This is a genomic window from Pirellulales bacterium (genome assembly GCA_036267355.1).
Taxonomy (GTDB): Bacteria; Planctomycetota; Planctomycetia; order Pirellulales; family DATAWG01; genus DATAWG01.
Genome location: DATAWG010000069.1, coordinates 1 through 16,830 on the forward strand (window position 1 = coordinate 1; position 16,830 = coordinate 16,830).

Below are 16,830 nucleotides of genomic sequence, written 5' to 3' on the forward strand. Positions count from 1 at the left end.
GCGAGACATGGCCCGCGAATGGTGGCAAAACATCGACCACCACGAATCGCGGAAAGAGGCGCCCGTCGCGGCAGGATGAGGCTACAGGCTGAAGGCTAATGCCGCAAAGTGTGGCTCGATGATGAATTTCGAATGAAGGCGTCAACGTAGCAGGCACACTCCGTGTGCCGTCTGCGCTTCGCGGCGGGTTGGGCACAGAGCGGGGCAGACGGCACACGGAGTGTGCCTGCTACGTTGGATGCGGCCTGCGGCCGCGTGCTACGCCGCTTCGATTTCGAAGATAGCTTTGATTTCGACGGCAATATTTCCCGGCAATGCCACGGCGCCGATCGCGCTGCGGTCGCCAATGTGGCTTTGTCGAGCCTGAAGGCGGTCAACGTAGCAGGCACACTCCGTGTGCCGTCTGCGCTCCGCGGCGGGTTGGGCACAGAGCGGGGCAGACGGCACACGGAGTGTGCCTGCTACGTTGGGTGCGGCCTGCGGCCGCGATTGGTGATCGGGCAGAAGCAGGTGTCAGGAAACGCTTTCGCGATTTCACTGCGCTTCGACCGGCAGCGGATTTTCGCGGGTTTCTGGCGCGCGGCCGTCGAGGCGGCCGTAGCGGCGGAGTTTGGGCCAGATCACCGCGGCCAGGGCGACGACCACAATTGTTCCGCAACCACCGGCGACGACCGAGATCGTCGGCGTGGTGAACGAGGCCACGAGGCCCGATTCGACCGCTCCCAGATCGTTCGAGGTGCCGATGAACATGCTATTCACCGCCGACACGCGGCCGCGCATTTCGTCGGGCGTGAGCATTTGGATCAACGTTTGCCGCACGACGACGCTGATATTGTCGAACGCTCCGACGAGAAACAGCATCGCCAGCGACAGGCCGAACCAACGCGAAATGCCGAACACGATCGTCGCCAATCCGAACCCGGCCACGGCCCATAGCATGGTTGCTCCCGAGCGTTCCATGGCCGGTCGGCTGGCCAGCCAAAAGGCCATCGCCAGCGCTCCGACGGCCTGGGCTGTTTCCATCCAACCGAGGCCGGTCGCGCCGACGTGCAAAATGCTTTCGGCGTAAATCGGGAACAAGGCCGTCGCGCCTCCCAGCAGCACCGCGAAGAGATCGAGCGCCAGCGCTCCGAGCAACACTTGGTTGCGAAAGACGAACACCACGCCGGCCATCAACGTTTGCAACGTGGCCACCTGCCCGCGCGCTGCCGCATTTCTACCGCGAACGCCGAACAGCAGCACAAAGCAAACCACCGCAGCGACGGCCTGCACCAAATAGACGGGCGCCGTGCCGCCGACGGCAATAATCACTCCGCCCAACGCCGGCCCGACGGCGGTGGCGATTTGAAACGCGCTGCTGTTCAGCGTGATGGCGTTAAACAGTGTTTCCGGCGGCACGATCACCGGCACCAGGGCCTGTTGGGCCGGGCGTTGAAAGGCTCGAGCGATGCCGCTGGCCAACAGGAAGCCGTAGGTCGCCAGGATCGGGCCTTGATCGTACGAAACGACGGCCAATCCGACCGCTGCCGCGGCGAGCACCAACGACGTGACTCCGATGATCGCCTTGCGATCGAACCGATCCGCGACATGCCCCACCACCAGCGTAAGCAGGATCGTCGGCAACACGCCGACCAAGCCGATCCATGCCAGCGCCGCCGCCGATTGGGTTCGTTTCCAAATCTCCCACCCCACGGCGATGCGCTGCATCTGCATGCCAAGCAGCAAAATCAGATTGCCCGACCAATAGTAACGAAACGAGCTGACGCTCAGTGCGCCGAAGCGATTCGGATTGTCGCCGGGAGAAGTGGAAGATGGATCGGAAGACGGCATGGAGAAATGGTCAGCAGCGGGTTGGAGGGGCACTTCCGGCTACGGTGCGATCGCTTTGCTGCTCATGCTGGCGCGAAGCGTTAGCGAGGGACGTCCCCGCCACCAAAGTATTTTTCGAGCAGCCCTTAGCCCATCCGGTATGTCGTCAGAATCCAACCGATGCCGAACGCACAAATTCCGATCGCCAGTAGCTGGAGCATTCGTCCGACGGAAATGGTTCCGCTCAATTGCATCACACTGGCCACGGGCAGGACAACCAAGCCCACTATTTGCAGCAATCGGCCGAACCCGCGCATGAGGTTCCTCGGGAAGTTTTCTCTTGGAAACGGTCGTTCGTAATTGCCAGCCGGGAGGAACAGGCCGCGTTTGCCGGCGTGGCACGCCTCCGTCCTCGCAAGTGGTCAATGGCTACTTCGCTTCGCGACCATCGGTTGGGCGGCGTAGCTCAAAAGCGCGTGGCGTTGCTGCGCCATCCGACACATTCCGCACCATCGGCCGACTTTAGCGAAGTTGCCTGTCTTTTGTAGCAATAATGCTTCGCCTACGCACTAGGGTTTGCCGATTTAGTCCAACAGGCATCGTCGATTGGGTAGGCAGGATATTCGAGGGATCTGCATGTCGCCGTTAGACAATCAAATCCGCACCGCATTGGAACAAAACCCCCATCTGCTGGGCCGCAATTTGCGCTTCGAGGCGAGCGACGGCCGCGTGACGCTCAAGGGCATCGTGCGGTCGTATTATCAGAAGCAGATGGCCCAGGAATCGCTCCGCGACGTGGCCGGAGTCGATGCGATCGAGAACCAGTTGGAAGTGAGCTGGACGTAGCCAGCGAGGGCGAGGGCGGGGCGTTCGAGGTGCGAGCAAGCGGTTTGTGAATTGCGTCGAGCGTTGGTCGCCGCGCCGGCTATCGCTTCGGTTCCATCCAGCCGACCGTGCTGCCCAGCGAATCGGTAATCTGCTTCGTGACCGGTTCCGGGCCGTCCCACTTCCACATGTTGCGGATCATGTCTTGCATCACGATGCCGGTCATTAGCAAGAGCAGCGTGCAACAAACCAATCCGACGATATTCCATACGCTGTACGGCGCCTCGGGCACTGAAGGAGCAGGCATCAATGCCGCGCCCGCCGCGACACTGCCGGCAGCCGCGCTGCCCGGCATCGTGGTCGGAATTCCTTCGCCCGCGTCTTCTTCCAGCATTGCCACCATGCCCGAACTGGCAGGGGCAAATGCGCCGGAGCTCAAATCTTCTTCCGAATCCAGCGCGATCACCTGCGAACCGCTATCGGACTCGTCGGGCACGACATCTTCTTGAACCGGGGTGAGCAGGAAATCGTCGTCGGATTTCAACTGCGTCGCGCCGGCCGAGTCGGCTTCGCCCAATTCAAGCAGTTCGACGGACGAGCCGCCCAATTCGAGCGGCTGTTCGAGCGATAGGCCGCTATCCTTCGGATCGACCAGATGGATGCCGCTGTCGGTGGCGCCGCGGGTAATATCGCTGCCTGGTTTTCCGCCGAGCACGTCGTCGTCGGCCTCCAGGCTGAGATCATCGAGATCGTCGAAGGTGTTTTTCCTCGCCTCGACGATCGGCTTTTTGACGTCGGAGCCGGACTTGGCTTTCGTCTTTGAACTGCCGGTGGGATCCGCCAGTTTGAGTTCCGAACCGCCCGACAGGCTGCTGCCGGTGGGTTCGAGCCGTAGATCCAAGTCGCTGGGGGAACCGAAATCCTTTTTCTTCGCCGCGTCGGACCCCCCCAGCACGAGTTTCACGTCGCTACCGGTTCCGGACAGACCGGCGGCAAGGCTCACGTCGCTGGCGCCGACCTTGGGCGACGAATCGTCGGCAAAGGGGGCGATTTGCAGATCGCTTTCGGCCGGCGAACCCTTTCGACCAGGCTTGCCGATGATCGTGCTCGAGGTGCTTTCGCTCGATTGGCCGAGTTCTTTTTCGCTGAGCAGAATCGACTCGACGTGTTCGTTGACTTCCAGCGGAATGTCTGCCAGATCGTCGGGTTTGCTCCAGCCGGAGCCGCCCGCATCGCGATCGGCCTTGTAGCGTTCCAAGTCGTCGACCTTGTATTTCCAATTGCTGCCGTCGCGAACGGGAAAGAGAGCCTTCTGCTCGCGGAGCGTGTTCACCTCGGTGACGGAAACGCCGAGGATCTTTGCAGCTTCGTCTTGATCGACCAACTTCATCGCCATGGACAATTCCTCGCTAATGCGCCGCGCCTCGCGAGCCGGCTTGCGGCCGGCTCGATTCTGAATGGCGTGGCCTTAATGGTTTTGCAACATCGACTGGATTTCGCGCGGCAGCGGGCTGACGCCGTTAAATTCCGAGATCATCAGGTCGAATTGGATGTTTCGAACGCTTTTGAGCGACACGATGCCGGTCGCCGAATCGACGTGATAAACGGCCATTCTCCGCGACCGTGGATCGATCACCGTCACCTGCTGGCGATTTTCCGGGGCGGCGGAGGTGAGCGTAATCAGTTCGCCCCCTTGCTCCGGAAGGCCGTTCAACTGGGCCGACGCCTGGTTGTGCGACATCACCAACCAGCCGGCCGACAACACGAGAATCGCACCGATGAGAGCACCCAGTCCAGTCTGCCGCATAAGTCACCTCGGGGACGTATGGGGAATGTGAAGCTGGGGCCTTTAGTCCATTCTAAAAGCCCCGAAATCGATTACAAGAGTTTGCCGCAGAAATGCCGCAAGAACCTAAGGGGATGCGGAGTTTATCGGGCTGCGGACAGGGGGGCAAGGGGAACCGCGGATTCGGATTCGGGCAGACCCGCGAAATCGCGAGCCAAACGCCCTCCGCGGCGGCAGGGGGCCGGCAACACCTGTGGCAGCACTCGCGAAACCGCAAGCGAGCTTCCATGCCGTTGCGGATGGCGCCTCGCTGGCGGTTTCGCGCCTCGCCCCCTCACACGGTAAGCGCAGCGCGCGGCGCCGCTCGCCGAGCATAATCGCCGTAGAATCGCTTGATATAGTGCCGATGCCAGCGGCTCGGTTTGTGAGCCGCCCAGCCGTAGCGGCCTAGCGCCCGCGGCGAGATGCGGAAGTTCAGCACGTCGGCCAGCAGGGCGTCGGTGTGCTTGATTCGAGCAATTTCATCGAGCGCCGCCAGTGCGGCATTCAGAGTCGCCAGCCGTGTCCCGCGGCCGCAAAGCACGTAGGGTACGGTCAGAAAATTCGAGCATCGCCGGGGCTGATTGAAATACACCCGGCAGCGATCGGCTCGGCGGCGGTCGTGGTGCCGGTTTCCCAGAAACATCGCTTCCGGCAGCGACATCCATTTGGGCCACGGCCGAAATCGCACCGCGATCAAGTGCCCCTCGACAGCATCAATCACCCCATACCGCCGCTGTCGAACGATCTCGGCCGCCCGGCCAAAATCCGCCGTCCCACCCAAATTCTCAATCGTTTCAAACAGTCGCACAAGACTGCTCCCGCTCGCCGCGCCTCCCGGAAGTGCTCCTCCCAACTGTAGCACCGGCTACGACGGTCTCACTCGCCCCTCGTGCGTCGCCCCCGTTTCCTCGTCCTCCGATTGTGCCGGCCATAACGACCGCGCCGAAAATCGGGCGCGCGGCTAGGCGCGCGGCCGCGTTAGCTCCGCCAGCTTGCGGCCGAACTCGTGGCTCTTCACCGAGCGCTCGAATTCATCCAGGTCGGCATACAGCAAATGGCTGAGAAACTTCACCGCCCAATTGTGCTGCATCGGGCTGATCGCCACCACGATTCGCCCATGCTCGTATGCTTCGAACATCTCGATCGCGGTGCCGATTGATGCCTCGGGCAGAAACGCGAGCACGACATCGACCGTGCGGCACAAGCGATTGTGGCGCCAAAACACTTCGCGCGCCCGCTCGTCGTCGTATTCCAACGACGCCCGGTGATCGGCCAGCGGGTCGTACACGTCGGCGTCGGAGATGTGTTCGGCGAGCAATTGCTTGATCCGCTCGCGATAGTCTTGTTTGTGCAGCACGGCCCCGACATGCGAGCCCTGCATGATCCCGGCGAGAAAAAATTTCATAGGGGCGAGGGTGAGGGGCGAGGGACGAGGGGCGAGGGACACTTTGCTGGCCAATCGCACGAGCGATCGTAGCCTGGGATTCTGCGCTACGATAGGATATGCGCCGCCGCCAGACAAGAAGCCGCTGCACATCTGCTCGCCCCCTCGCCCCTCGCCCCTCGCCCCTCGTCCCTATGCTTGATCCTCTCGAACTCGTTTTGCAACTAATGGCGATTCCGGGCGTCAGCGGGCAGGAAGGGGCCGTCGCCGAATTTATCACCGAGCATCTGCGTAAGGCCGGGGCGCCGCCGGCGGCCATTCGCACCGATCGCGCCAATCGGCGAACGCCCGTCGCCAGCCCGACCGGCAATATCGTGCTGCGGTTGCCCGGCACCGTGCGCCGGCCGCGGCGCTTGCTGTTGGCCCATATGGACACGGTGCCGATCTGCGTCGGCTCGCGGCCGGAAATTCACGACGGCTTCGTCCGCTCCGCCGATCCCGCCACGGGCCTCGGGGCCGACGATCGCTCGGGCGTCGCGGTTATTCTCTCCGCCGCGATGGCGGTCCTCCGCGAAAAACCGGCGCATCCGCCACTGACGTTTTTCTGGACGATTCAAGAGGAGACCGGGCTACACGGCGCTCGCCACGCCGATCTGGCGCTGCTCGGCTCACCGAAGCTGGCTTTCAATTTCGACGGCGGCACGCCCGAACGCATGACTATCGGGGCCACCGGCGGCTATCGTATGACGATCGATATCACCGGCCTGGCCAGCCACGCCGGCGTCGCGCCGCAGATGGGCATCAGCGCGATTGCCATCGCCGGCTTGGCGATCGCCGACCTGCAACAAAACGGCTGGCACGGCGAGGTGCGCAAAGGCAAACAGCGCGGCACGAGCAATATCGGCCTCATCGAAGGCGGCGCGGCCACGAACGTCGTCACCAATCACGTTCGCCTCAAAGCCGAGGCCCGCAGCCACGATCCGGCATTTCGCGGCCGGATCATCCGGGCATTCGAAACCGCATTTCGCCGGGCGGCGAAGCAAGTCTGCAATGCGGACGGAAAACGCGGCGACGTGGCAATCGACGGCCGGCTCGATTATGAAGCCTTCCGGCTCGCGGACGACGATGCCTCGGTGCTCGCGGCGGAAGAAGCGGCGCGCGCGCTCGGCCTCGCGCCGGTGCGCTCGGTGAGCAACGGCGGGCTAGACGCCAACTGGCTCTCCGCCCGCGGCATCCCTACGGTCACGCTCGGCTGCGGCCAAATCGGCCCCCACACCCCCGCCGAGCGCCTCGACATCGCCGCCTTCCGCACCGCCTGCCAAGTGGCGTTGCGGCTCGCGACGGTCAGCGAGAACTAATTTTTCTCACGCGGAGCCGCTGGGGGCAGCGGTGGGCGAATGACGAATGCCGGATGACGAATGTCTAAAGAATGACGAAGCACGAATGACGAAAGATTGCCGGCGATAGCTACGTACCGACAAATAGCGTCGGCTTCCTCCACGCTTGTTCGCCTCGATTGTCTCCGCGACTTTGCTTGAGCTGCCCTCGCCAGTTGCCCTCGTCGTTCGTCGTCCGCGGATACTTCCCCAAGCGTCCCCCTAGCGGTACGATGGCCTGAACCGACCCCTGGCCGCATTTTCTCGCCCCTAGCCCCTCGCCCCTAACATGACCCAAATCGAACTTGCTCGTGCCGGACAGATCACGCCTGAAATGGAATTCGTCGCTCGGCGCGAAAGCCTCGAACCGGAGCTGGTCCGCTCGGAAGTCGCGCGCGGCCGGATGGTCATCCCCGCCAATATCGTGCATCTCACGAAGCGGCTCGAGCCGATGGGCATCGGCATCGCCGCCCGCACCAAAATTAATGCCAACATCGGCAACTCGGCCGTCACCAGCGACGTCGACGCCGAACTGGAAAAACTGCACACCGCCGTCCACTTCGGGTCCGACACGGTGATGGATCTTTCCACAGGCAAAGATATCGACCGCATCCGCCAGGCGATCATCGACGCTTCGCCCGTGCCGATCGGCACCGTGCCCATCTATCAGATGCTCGAAGAGCTGGGCGGCAATATCGAAGACATGCGCCCGCAACACTTCTTGGACATGTGCGAGCATCAGGCCAAGCAAGGGGTCGATTATTTCACGGTCCATTGCGGCGTGCTGCTCGAGCATTTGCACCTGACCACGCGCCGCGTGACCGGCATCGTCAGCCGCGGCGGCTCGCTGATCGCCAAGTGGATGATGACCCATCGCGAGCAGAACCCGCTCTACACGCATTTCGACGACCTGTGCGAAATCCTCCGGGCCTACGACGTCACCTGGAGCCTCGGCGACAGTCTCCGTCCTGGCTCGATCGCCGACGCCAGCGACGAAGCCCAATTCGCGGAACTTAAGGTGCTCGGCGAACTGACTCGCCGCGCTTGGGAGCGCGGCACGCAGGTGATGGTCGAAGGGCCGGGCCATATCCCGATGGACCAGATCGAGATGAACGTCAAGCGGCAGATCGAATGGTGCCACGAAGCGCCGTTCTATGTGCTCGGACCATTGGTCACCGACATCGCTCCCGGCTACGACCATATCACCAGCGCGATCGGCGCCGCCTTGGCCGGCTGGAGCGGCGCCGCAATGCTCTGCTACGTGACGCCGAAAGAACATCTCGGCCTGCCGGACCGTGAGGACGTGAAGCAGGGCGTGATCGCCTACAAAATCGCCGCCCACGCCGCCGACCTGGCCCGCCACCGCCCCGGAGCCCGCGACCGCGACGACGCCTTGAGCCGCGCGAGATTTGCGTTCGACTGGAACGAACAATTCCGCCTCTCGCTCGACCCCGAGACGGCAAGGCGGATGCACGACGAAACCCTCCCGCAAGACGTCTTCAAAAGCGCCCACTTCTGCAGCATGTGCGGCCCGAAATACTGCTCGATGAAGATCACCGAAGAAATCCGGGCGATGAGCGGGGAGGCAGTCGTGGGCGAACCGCTGCCGACGGCGAACGCCGGCAGCTAACGACGAAGGCAGTTCAACCACGGATCGCACGGAAGAACACGGATACGAAGGCAGGGAACCACGAACGACACGAACGCCGCGAAAGACGACGAAGACGACGAAGACAATTCAACCACGGATCACACGGATTTACACGGATGAGAAGAGAGACGCGGGACATCCAATCCGCTGGCCAAGAATTCTTCTCTTATCGGTGTTCATCCGTGTAATCGGTGGTTTCGCTGTCTTCGAATTCGTGTGCTTCGTACTTCTGCTCTTGGGGGCGGCAGGTTTACACAACGCTTTCCTTGCTTGCGCCGCGGGCCAACGGCGGGGAGACATCGCTCGGCCGGCGATTTGATTCACCGTCGTTCGCGGCGACGTTATACTTTCGGACTGGCCGCCGTCGCCGGAACGGGGGTTTGCAATGCTTGCCAAACCGGCTTCGCAGGCGCTTCGGATCGGTGTGGCAAGCGGTTTTGGGGAGAAGGCCATGGCGCGGAAATCTGCGGTTTGCTGGATTGCGGCGGGAGCGATCATCGCGGCGGGTCTTGCGGCGCGCGTGCATGGCGATGAGCCGGAAAAACCCGTTGCGGTCGATCCGATCGAATGGTCGAAGCCGAAGCGGCCGCCTGCGTTTCGCGAGGTGCTCAAGCCGGACGACTACGCGCGGCAATTCGAGCAAGCGGCGGCGAAGATCGATATCCCGGCGCTGGTGAAAGCCGATCGGCAGGTGGTGGGAAGTTGGATTGTCGATGTGACGCCAAATTCGCCTGCCGCGAAGATCGGTTTGCAGCCCGGCGATTTGATCACGAAGCTCGACGGCGAGCAGCTTTGGGGCAGCGAATGGCACCGCCGCGACGATCGGCCGCAAACGATGACGTATGTCACCAAGGACGGTCAAACGAAGGAGGCGACCATCCAGCCCGGCCCGGTCGGATTCAACACGCGTTTCCTATGGCGGCCGGAGAGCGAATATCTGCGCCGCTCGGCGCGCGCTCCGCACTGGGATAAGGAGGTGTTGGTCGGGATTCTCGAGCGGAGCACGAATCCCGATCTGGCGGAGACGGCCTTGCATCGCGCCGTGGCGGCGGGGCTCGTGCCCGATCAATTGCTCGACGGCGTGGGAGCGGAGATCGCCTATTCGCAAGGCCGGAACGAGGCCGCGATGGATTTTGTCTGGAGCGCGCTGGTGGATCATCGCACGAAGTCGAAGGGGCAGCTCAATCCTGAGCTGCTCTATCGCGTGGCGATCGCCAACTACAAATTGGACGTCGCCGCGGCGGTGCTGCGCGATTATCACGACCAGTTTCGCGGCCAGCCCGATCCGGAAATGCTGGACCGGCTGGCCAAGATGCATCGGGCCCGCCCAGACACCGAGCGTTGCCTGCCCGAGCCGATCGAGCAAGCGGCCAACTTGCGGCGACTCAACCTCACGCCGATTTTAGAACCGGCGAACGAATGGACGGCCAAGGAATTCAAAGACTTTCTGAAGGGCCGCACGTCGTTCATGCTCAGCCTGCCGTCGAGCTATTTCAACTTTTTGGCGTACAAGCCCGCATCGCCCGTGCGCGACGTGGAAGCGGTGTGGAAAATGACGATCCGCTACACCGACAACAAGCCGACCGATTATGCCCAGATCGTGCAACTTTGGCTCGCCGACGAAGCGACGACCGTCGCCGGCAACAGCTCGCCATTGATCGGCGAGGCGCGGGCACCCAATTTGCTTTTTCTCGCGTTCACGGGCGACCCGAATTTGCCGTCGCAAGACATCGAGTTCAGTCATAGCGGAATCACTGGAACCGACGCCTACTGCGAAGATCATTCAGTCCGGCTGGATGGCAAGCAGGTGATCGAAGTGCGGCTGCTGCGGCTCGGCGGCGAAGGGGAGATTTTTGTCAATGGCCACCGGGTGCTCTACGTTCCCATCGATCCGGCGGTCGGCAATGTCGGCTTCGCGATGAAGATCGTCGGCATGACCGTCGACGTCAAAGACTTCCGGATCAGCCAATTGATTCCCAAGGCGGTCGTGCACCAGGCAGCCGACGGCGGCATTTCGCTCGACGCGGTCGATGCCAATTGTCACGGCGACCAGGTCCGCTATGAAATGGACGCCGACAAGAAGTGCATCGGCTATTGGTCGAACCAACAGGATTGGATCGATTGGGACGTGCAGGTCGATCGGCCGGGCAAGTTTCAGGTTGCCGTCAGCAGTTCGTGCCCCAACGATCTTGCGGGGGCCAACTATGGCGTTTCGGCCGGGCCAGAGAAAGACGCGAGCGTGACGGGCGTCGTCAAACCGACCGGCGATTGGACCGTTTTCAAAGCAGACAAACTCGGCCTGATTGAAATCGCCAAGCCCGGCCGAATCACAATCGCGGTGCGCCCCACGACGAAGCCGAACTCGCACGTGATGAACCTGCGGAAGATCGAACTGCAGCCGGCGAAATGATCCGACGCCGCCAGCGATTCGCCGTGGTCGATGCTCCCGATCGGCCACACCGCTCAATCGTAGCAGGCACAACTCCGTGTGCCGTCTGCCCTGTACCATGCGCAAGACATGGCGGAGCGCAGACGGCACACGGAGTGTGCCTGCTACTTTGGTTGCGGCCAAAGGCCGCGCGGTGACTCGGTGGTTAGTTCTGCGAATCGCCGGGCAGGGCGTTTTCGGGGAGGTTTTTCAAAGTGGCCGTGCCGTTTTGGTAGTCGATTTCCCAGACGCGATCAAAGACGCTCGATTTCCATTTGGCCGGCGCATCTTTGGCGCCTAGCGCCTTCGCCAGCTCGGGAATTTTGCCGTGGTGCCAGGCGATCAACACGACCTTGCCCGCGTATTTCGGATCGCTCAGCACTTCTCGGGCGACGCGAGCATAATCGTCGTCTTTGAATTTGGCTTCGATCGGTTCATGCAAGGCGTTGGAAAGGGGCGTGATCGTTTCGGCGGGGCGGTTGCTGCTCTTCGATCGCTTGGTGGCGATCAGAAAATCGGGCTTGGGAAAATGCTCGGGAATCGCCTTGGCCAGGGCCTCGGCGCGTTCAAAGCCGCGTTTGGAAAGGTTCGGGTCTTTTTCCCCTTCTTTCTCGGGCTTCTCGGCATGGCGGATAATCATCACCACGCGCGGGCCGGGAGCGGAGCGATCGTGAGCCCGCAATGCTCCACCGGTATCGATCGTCGCGATCAGAAACAAAAGCCCGATCGATCTCAAACGCGATCGCGCGATCAGCATGATTCTTATTCCTTGCCGGGATTGTGTGGAGCGGGACAGGACCGCACCGTTGGATCATTGTCAAGCGGGTGCATGCTTTTAATGGGAGACTGTTAAAAGAGCAGTCGGGCGGCACGAGGATTTCGTCAGCAGGCAATTTACTGTGTGGCTTGTGGGCTGAGCTACGCCTCAGAATTCACCAATCAGCATACTAGCCCGAAGCGTTAGCGAGGATGAGTCCCGGTGGCTCCCTCGCTAGCGCGTCGGGCTTCTATTCCCTCGCTAACGCGTCGGGCTTCTATTCCCTCGCTAGCGCGTCGGGCTTCTATTCCCTCGCTAGCGCGTCGGGCTTCTGCGGAAAAATGGTCCGCGATTCTGCTTAATCCATCCCCGGGCTATTCGGCCGAGATGCGAGTCGGGGCCAGCTCGGTATCGCGTTCGAGATGCCGGCCACCCCAGAGCCAAAACAGGCCGCTGATCAGGATCGAAACGGCGATGGCCATGAACCCGGCGTTCATATTCGCGCTCCACACGCCGCCGTCGTGCTTGCCGAAGGCACTACTCACCGCGCCGATTAGCGGTGGGCTGATGGCGTCGCCGAGGGCATGGATGATGAAAATGTTCAAGGCAAAAGCGGCCGCGCGGATCGATGGATGCACGACGTTCGCCAGAATCGTATTCGTTGGCCCCGTGTTGATGAACAGCGCGAAGGCGGTGATGAAAATCAAAATCCAAGCGGCCGGAAATGGCACCCAGGGCAAAGCCAGAAAGAGCGGAAAGCCGATGAACATGCCGATCGCCGAGACGAGAAAATAAGCCCCGCCGAACCGCGGACGAAGCCGGTCGCCGAGCCAGCCGCCGACGAGCGTGCCCGCGAGCCCAGAGACGACGATGATCGGGCCAAAAAAGCCATTGGCGTGCGACAGGGCGGCGGCAGTTGCGGCGCGGTCGTGGAAATCGAGCGGTCCGCCTTGCGGAATGCCTTGCCGCCAGACGATATATTTCGGCATCCAATAAGCGATGCCGCCGAGGGCGAATGTCATCGCCGCCATGCCGAGCGTGTTCAGCACGTACGACGGCGTTTTCAGCAGTTGCTCGTAATCGACGAGCCGGGCCTTGCGGTGCGGAACGCGGCTGCCGTCGCTGGTGCGGTCGGCGGCGCCGCGGGGCACGTCGCGGTGGGCCATCGCCAGAAATCCCAGCAGCAATCCCGGCGGCAGCACACAGTAAAACGCCGTGCGCCATGAATAGCCGGCCCCGACGACGAGGCTCGCCAATTCGTAGCCCAGCGCGCTGCCGACCGGAATCGCGCAATAGAACAGGGCCAACACGCGGCCGCGCCGCTCGATCGGAAACAAATCGCTCAGAATCGTCGGGGCGAGCGGGCCGTAAGCCGCTTCGCCAACGCCGACGAACAGCCGAGTGCCGAGCATCATGCCGATGCCGGTGGCGAGGCCCGACGCTCCCGAGGCAAGGCTCCACAGCGCGACGCCGACGCCGACAATCACCCAGCGGTTGTAACGATCGGCAAGCCAGCCGAACACCGGCGCGGTGAGCATGTAGCTCAACAGAAACGCGGTTTGCAACCAGCCGACTTGCGTGTCGCTGGCGTGAAAATCGGCTTGAATATCGGGCACGACGCCGGCCAACACGAGCCGGTCGATGTAGTTGAACAGATTGATCGCCAGCAGCAAGGCCAGCGCCCACCAGGCGAAAGCGCCCACTCGCGGCAACGCCGGGCGGTCGCGCGGCTGCGGGCTGCGATACGGATTCGGATCGTTGTGTGCAATGCTCACGCGCTGCCGTGGGGTGCGGGGATGTGAAAGAATCGGAACAGGCACCTCAAGCCGGCCGTTCTTGGCGATCCTTCGCCCCGCCGAGTTCGGAGCCAGTCCCCCATTCCTTCACAGGCTCTGACTGGTTTCGCTCCGGCTCGCCGAATGCTTTCGGGCGGCATAAGGCTCAAGTAGAATAGCATCCAACTTCGATTCGCAAACAGTCCATCTTTGGAGAGCTATTGATGCTGGGGGCCACGCTCGACGCCGCCGCCTATATTCGCCGGATCACTGAAGAACTAGGCCGCATCGATCTGGCCCAACTGCATGGCTGGGCCGATCTGCTGTTCGACGCTTGGAAGAACGAGCAGTTCGTCTACATCTTCGGCAATGGCGGCAGCGGCACCACTGCCACGCACATGTGCGAAGATCTCGGCAAGAGCACCTTGCGGCCCGAACACCTGGGCGATGAAGGCCGGCAGCGGCTCAAGGTGATGAGCCTGACCGACAATCTAGGCTGGATTCTCGCGGTGGGCAACGACTGCGGCTACGACCAGATCTTCGTCCAGCAACTGATGAACTACGGCCGCCCCGGCGATCTTGTCATCGCGATCAGCGGATCGGGCAACAGCCCGAATGTGCTCGCCGCCGTGGATTGGGCCAACCGCCACGGCCTGAAAACGCTCGGCCTGACCGGCTACGAAGGCGGCAAGCTCCGCCAACTCGCGACGCATTCGTTGCATGTCCCGCTGAACGATATGGGCATGGTCGAAAGCATCCATCTGGCCCTCTTCCACTGGGTGCTAAACGATGTGTATGCCCGCATCAACGGCGAGGGAAGGCATGAGCTAGGGGGTAGGGTCAGGGGAGAGGGTTAGGGGGTAGGGTCAGGGGATAGGGTTAGGGGGTAGGGGATACGGTTACGATTTTTGAAACGCACGATTAAGGAGGGGAGCATGGAGGCGGAATCGCGGGCGCACGGATTTCGGGAATTGAACGTTTGGCAGCTTGCGATGGATGTTGCCGCTCAGATCTATCAGCTAACTGCGATTTTTCCGAAGCACGAACTGTATGGACTTGCCAGCCAGATGCAGCGCGCGGCTGTCTCGGTGCCATCGAATATCGCGGAAGGGAACAAACGCGAATCAACGAAAGAGTATTTGCACCACATCTCGATTGCCGCCGGATCCCTCGCGGAACTCGAAACCCAATTGCTCCTCTCGGCGAAGCTGAATTACGCCGGCTCTCTGCCGGTGGAGAATTTGCTTTCCAGTTTCGGCGAATTGGGCAAAATGCTTTCCGGCCTCCGCCGATCCCTTCGTGCCAAGCTTTGATCCGCCCAGAGCCTTCTCGTCCCTACTCCCTCACCCCTAACCCTATGCTCCTCGGCCTCCGCCGCGCCCTCCGCGCAAAGCTTTAGTCCGTCGCTTTCGTCCTGTCCCCTCCCCTCACCCTCACCCTTCCTCTGATGTTTCTCGGCATTGAAATCGGCGGGACGAAGTTGCAAATCGGCGTGGGAGCCGGCGATGGTTCGCAGCCGGTCGCGCTGTCGCGATTGGAGGTCGATCCGGCGGCCGGGGCGGTCGGCATTCTCAGCCGGATCGAGGCCGAGGCCGCGGCACTCGCGGCGCGGTTTCCTGTGCGCCGCATCGGCATCGGTTTTGGCGGGCCCATCGATCCGCACACCGGGCGGATCATCCGCAGCCATCAGATCGAAGGTTGGCACGACTTTCCGCTCGCCGAATGGTGCCAGCGCACCTTCAAGGTGCCGGCAGAAGTGGGCAACGATTGCGATGTGGCGGGGTTGGCCGAAGCGAAGTTTGGCGCTGGCCATGGCCGCCGCGTGGTTTTTTATGTCACGGTCGGCAGCGGTATCGGCGGCGGACTCATCTTGGACGGCCAGATTTATCGCGGCAGCGGATCGGCGGCAGCGGAGATCGGCCATCTTCGCCCCGGATTGCACGCCGAACGGCCGGACGACACGGTCGAGTCGATGGCGAGCGGTTGGGGAATTGCCGCCGCCGCTCAATCGCGGCTTGCCGAGCCGATGCTGCACCCGTTTCCGCCGCTGGGAGACCCGATCCGGCACGGCAAACACGATTCGGGCCGTGAGCGGCTGTTGCAGGTCGAGGAAGTGACGGAAGAATTTGCGGCCGATCTCATGGCCCGGGCCGACGGAATGCTCGAGCAGGTGACGGCAAAGCTCGTGGCTCAAGCCGCCGGCGACGGCAATCAGTTGGCCATCGCGATTCTGCAAAACGCTTGCGGAGTGCTCGGCTGGGCAATTGCGCAAGTGATCACGCTGTTGGCGCCGCAAGTGGTGGTGGTGGGGGGCGGCGTGGCGCAAATCGGCGAATCGCTGTTCTTCGCCCCGCTGCGCAGCGCTGTCGAGCGGTATGTCTTTCCGCCGCTTCTGCAGAGCTACGAGGTTGTTCCGGCAGCGCTCGGCGAGCAAGTGGTGCTGCACGGGGCACTGGCGCTGGCGGCAGCGGCAGAAGAGAAAAGGCTGTGAGGCTTTGAGACCGCGAGGCGCGATTCGAGATGGTCAGCCGCTTTTCGCGCGGCGCTCGATTTCCGCGCGCACGTCGGGCAATGGGTAGTCGAGAATCGGCAGCTCGAGGCCGGCGAGTTCGTGCAGGCGGCCCCAACCGCGGGTCGTCAAGATTTCTTGCTGCCGCACGTATTGTGGATCGAGCTTCCGTTTGTCGAACGGCCCTTCCACAGCGACCGGCTCGAAATCGTCGGCCACGATGAATTGCGCCAAAACCGGATTGCAGCGGATGTGGCGCTCGCGCGTGGTGTGAAGTGTTTCCGGATCGAGCTGGCCGATGACATAGCGCAAATACAGATCGCTATCGACAAGATTTTCCACGTCGTCGCCGCACACGTCACACAGATAACCTTCTTCGCACTTGGCCATGGCAGGGGAAATAACGAATGTCGAATTTGTAATGTTGACGACACTAGCCCGAAGCGTTAGCGAGGGACGCACGCCGCTTGACGCACGCTTGCTCGATG

General features: G+C 62.2%; 16 protein-coding genes. 7 read left to right on the forward strand and 9 right to left on the reverse strand.

The window, feature by feature from the left end:
* Window positions 1-534: 534 nt before the first annotated feature.
* Both VHX65_10520 and VHX65_10525 read right to left on the reverse strand, forming a co-directional pair.
* Complete coding sequence (locus VHX65_10520) at window positions 535-1,830, reverse strand: MFS transporter (GenBank protein HEX3998974.1); 1,296 nt, start codon at window positions 1,828-1,830, stop codon at window positions 535-537.
* Between the two features lie 125 nt (window positions 1,831-1,955).
* The gene (locus tag VHX65_10525) at window positions 1,956-2,126 is read right to left on the reverse strand and encodes a hypothetical protein (GenBank protein HEX3998975.1); all 171 of its coding nucleotides are present in this window, start codon (window positions 2,124-2,126) and stop codon (window positions 1,956-1,958) included.
* Window positions 2,127-2,445: 319 nt separating this feature from the next.
* On the opposite strand from VHX65_10525, the gene VHX65_10530 reads away from it, so the two are divergent.
* The gene (locus tag VHX65_10530) at window positions 2,446-2,655 is read left to right on the forward strand and encodes a BON domain-containing protein (protein ID HEX3998976.1); all 210 of its coding nucleotides are present in this window, start codon (window positions 2,446-2,448) and stop codon (window positions 2,653-2,655) included.
* A 79-nt stretch (window positions 2,656-2,734) separates the two neighbouring features.
* Here VHX65_10530 and VHX65_10535 read toward each other — a convergent pair whose 3' ends face one another.
* The 4 genes from VHX65_10535 to VHX65_10550 form a co-directional block, all read right to left on the reverse strand.
* Window positions 2,735-4,030, reverse strand: coding sequence for a helix-turn-helix domain-containing protein (locus VHX65_10535; protein ID HEX3998977.1), 1,296 nt, complete (start codon window positions 4,028-4,030; stop codon window positions 2,735-2,737).
* A gap of 72 nt (window positions 4,031-4,102) precedes the next feature.
* A complete protein-coding gene (locus tag VHX65_10540) occupies window positions 4,103-4,441 on the reverse strand; it encodes a hypothetical protein (protein ID HEX3998978.1) in 339 nt (112 codons plus the stop codon).
* A 313-nt stretch (window positions 4,442-4,754) separates the two neighbouring features.
* Window positions 4,755-5,270 carry a hypothetical protein gene (locus VHX65_10545; protein ID HEX3998979.1) on the reverse strand — a complete coding sequence of 172 codons (516 nt, stop codon included), beginning with the start codon at window positions 5,268-5,270 and terminating at the stop codon, window positions 4,755-4,757.
* Between the two features lie 153 nt (window positions 5,271-5,423).
* Window positions 5,424-5,867, reverse strand: coding sequence for a hypothetical protein (locus tag VHX65_10550; GenBank protein HEX3998980.1), 444 nt, complete (start codon window positions 5,865-5,867; stop codon window positions 5,424-5,426).
* A 173-nt stretch (window positions 5,868-6,040) separates the two neighbouring features.
* On the opposite strand from VHX65_10550, the gene VHX65_10555 reads away from it, so the two are divergent.
* The 3 genes from VHX65_10555 (at window position 6,041) to VHX65_10565 (ending at window position 11,283) form a co-directional block, all read left to right on the forward strand.
* A complete protein-coding gene (locus tag VHX65_10555; GenBank protein ID HEX3998981.1) occupies window positions 6,041-7,204 on the forward strand; it encodes a M20/M25/M40 family metallo-hydrolase in 1,164 nt (387 codons plus the stop codon).
* A gap of 307 nt (window positions 7,205-7,511) precedes the next feature.
* Window positions 7,512-8,852, forward strand: coding sequence for a phosphomethylpyrimidine synthase ThiC (gene thiC, locus VHX65_10560; protein ID HEX3998982.1), 1,341 nt, complete (start codon window positions 7,512-7,514; stop codon window positions 8,850-8,852).
* Window positions 8,853-9,324: 472 nt separating this feature from the next.
* Window positions 9,325-11,283 (forward strand): PDZ domain-containing protein, encoded by a 1,959-nt coding sequence (locus VHX65_10565; GenBank protein HEX3998983.1) that lies wholly within the window; start codon window positions 9,325-9,327, stop codon window positions 11,281-11,283.
* Window positions 11,284-11,467: 184 nt separating this feature from the next.
* On the opposite strand, the gene VHX65_10570 is transcribed toward VHX65_10565, so the two are convergent.
* On the reverse strand, window positions 11,468-12,058 hold the full coding sequence (locus VHX65_10570; GenBank protein ID HEX3998984.1) for a histidine phosphatase family protein: 591 nt from the start codon (window positions 12,056-12,058) through the stop codon (window positions 11,468-11,470).
* A 374-nt stretch (window positions 12,059-12,432) separates the two neighbouring features.
* Window positions 12,433-13,833 (reverse strand): MFS transporter, encoded by a 1,401-nt coding sequence (locus VHX65_10575; protein HEX3998985.1) that lies wholly within the window; start codon window positions 13,831-13,833, stop codon window positions 12,433-12,435.
* Window positions 13,834-14,057: 224 nt separating this feature from the next.
* Here VHX65_10575 and VHX65_10580 point away from each other — a divergent pair, with 224 nt between their 5' ends.
* The 3 genes from VHX65_10580 to VHX65_10590 all read left to right on the forward strand — a co-directional run bounded on the left by VHX65_10580 (window position 14,058) and on the right by VHX65_10590 (window position 16,324).
* A complete protein-coding gene (locus VHX65_10580) occupies window positions 14,058-14,690 on the forward strand; it encodes an SIS domain-containing protein (GenBank protein HEX3998986.1) in 633 nt (210 codons plus the stop codon).
* Window positions 14,691-14,741: 51 nt separating this feature from the next.
* A complete protein-coding gene (locus VHX65_10585) occupies window positions 14,742-15,146 on the forward strand; it encodes a four helix bundle protein (protein ID HEX3998987.1) in 405 nt (134 codons plus the stop codon).
* Between the two features lie 134 nt (window positions 15,147-15,280).
* Window positions 15,281-16,324 (forward strand): ROK family protein, encoded by a 1,044-nt coding sequence (locus tag VHX65_10590; GenBank protein HEX3998988.1) that lies wholly within the window; start codon window positions 15,281-15,283, stop codon window positions 16,322-16,324.
* 33 nt (window positions 16,325-16,357) lie between these two features.
* Here VHX65_10590 and VHX65_10595 read toward each other — a convergent pair whose 3' ends face one another.
* Entirely contained in the window at window positions 16,358-16,732 is a 375-nt protein-coding gene (locus tag VHX65_10595; protein ID HEX3998989.1) for a hypothetical protein, read from the reverse strand.
* Window positions 16,733-16,830: the final 98 nt, after the last annotated feature.

Coding starts and splice junctions, on each gene's coding strand:
- VHX65_10565 (HEX3998983.1), top strand. CDS start 9,325: ATGGCGCGGAAATCTGCGGTTTGCTGGATTGCGGCGGGAGCGATCATC.
- VHX65_10530 (HEX3998976.1), top strand. CDS start 2,446: ATGTCGCCGTTAGACAATCAAATCCGCACCGCATTGGAACAAAACCCC.
- VHX65_10520 (HEX3998974.1), bottom strand. CDS start 1,830: ATGCCGTCTTCCGATCCATCTTCCACTTCTCCCGGCGACAATCCGAAT.
- VHX65_10595 (HEX3998989.1), bottom strand. CDS start 16,732: ATGGCCAAGTGCGAAGAAGGTTATCTGTGTGACGTGTGCGGCGACGAC.
- VHX65_10555 (HEX3998981.1), top strand. CDS start 6,041: ATGCTTGATCCTCTCGAACTCGTTTTGCAACTAATGGCGATTCCGGGC.
- VHX65_10550 (HEX3998980.1), bottom strand. CDS start 5,867: ATGAAATTTTTTCTCGCCGGGATCATGCAGGGCTCGCATGTCGGGGCC.
- VHX65_10525 (HEX3998975.1), bottom strand. CDS start 2,126: ATGCGCGGGTTCGGCCGATTGCTGCAAATAGTGGGCTTGGTTGTCCTG.
- VHX65_10570 (HEX3998984.1), bottom strand. CDS start 12,058: ATGCTGATCGCGCGATCGCGTTTGAGATCGATCGGGCTTTTGTTTCTG.
- VHX65_10540 (HEX3998978.1), bottom strand. CDS start 4,441: ATGCGGCAGACTGGACTGGGTGCTCTCATCGGTGCGATTCTCGTGTTG.
- VHX65_10535 (HEX3998977.1), bottom strand. CDS start 4,030: ATGGCGATGAAGTTGGTCGATCAAGACGAAGCTGCAAAGATCCTCGGC.
- thiC (HEX3998982.1), top strand. CDS start 7,512: ATGACCCAAATCGAACTTGCTCGTGCCGGACAGATCACGCCTGAAATG.
- VHX65_10580 (HEX3998986.1), top strand. CDS start 14,058: ATGCTGGGGGCCACGCTCGACGCCGCCGCCTATATTCGCCGGATCACT.
- VHX65_10590 (HEX3998988.1), top strand. CDS start 15,281: ATGTTTCTCGGCATTGAAATCGGCGGGACGAAGTTGCAAATCGGCGTG.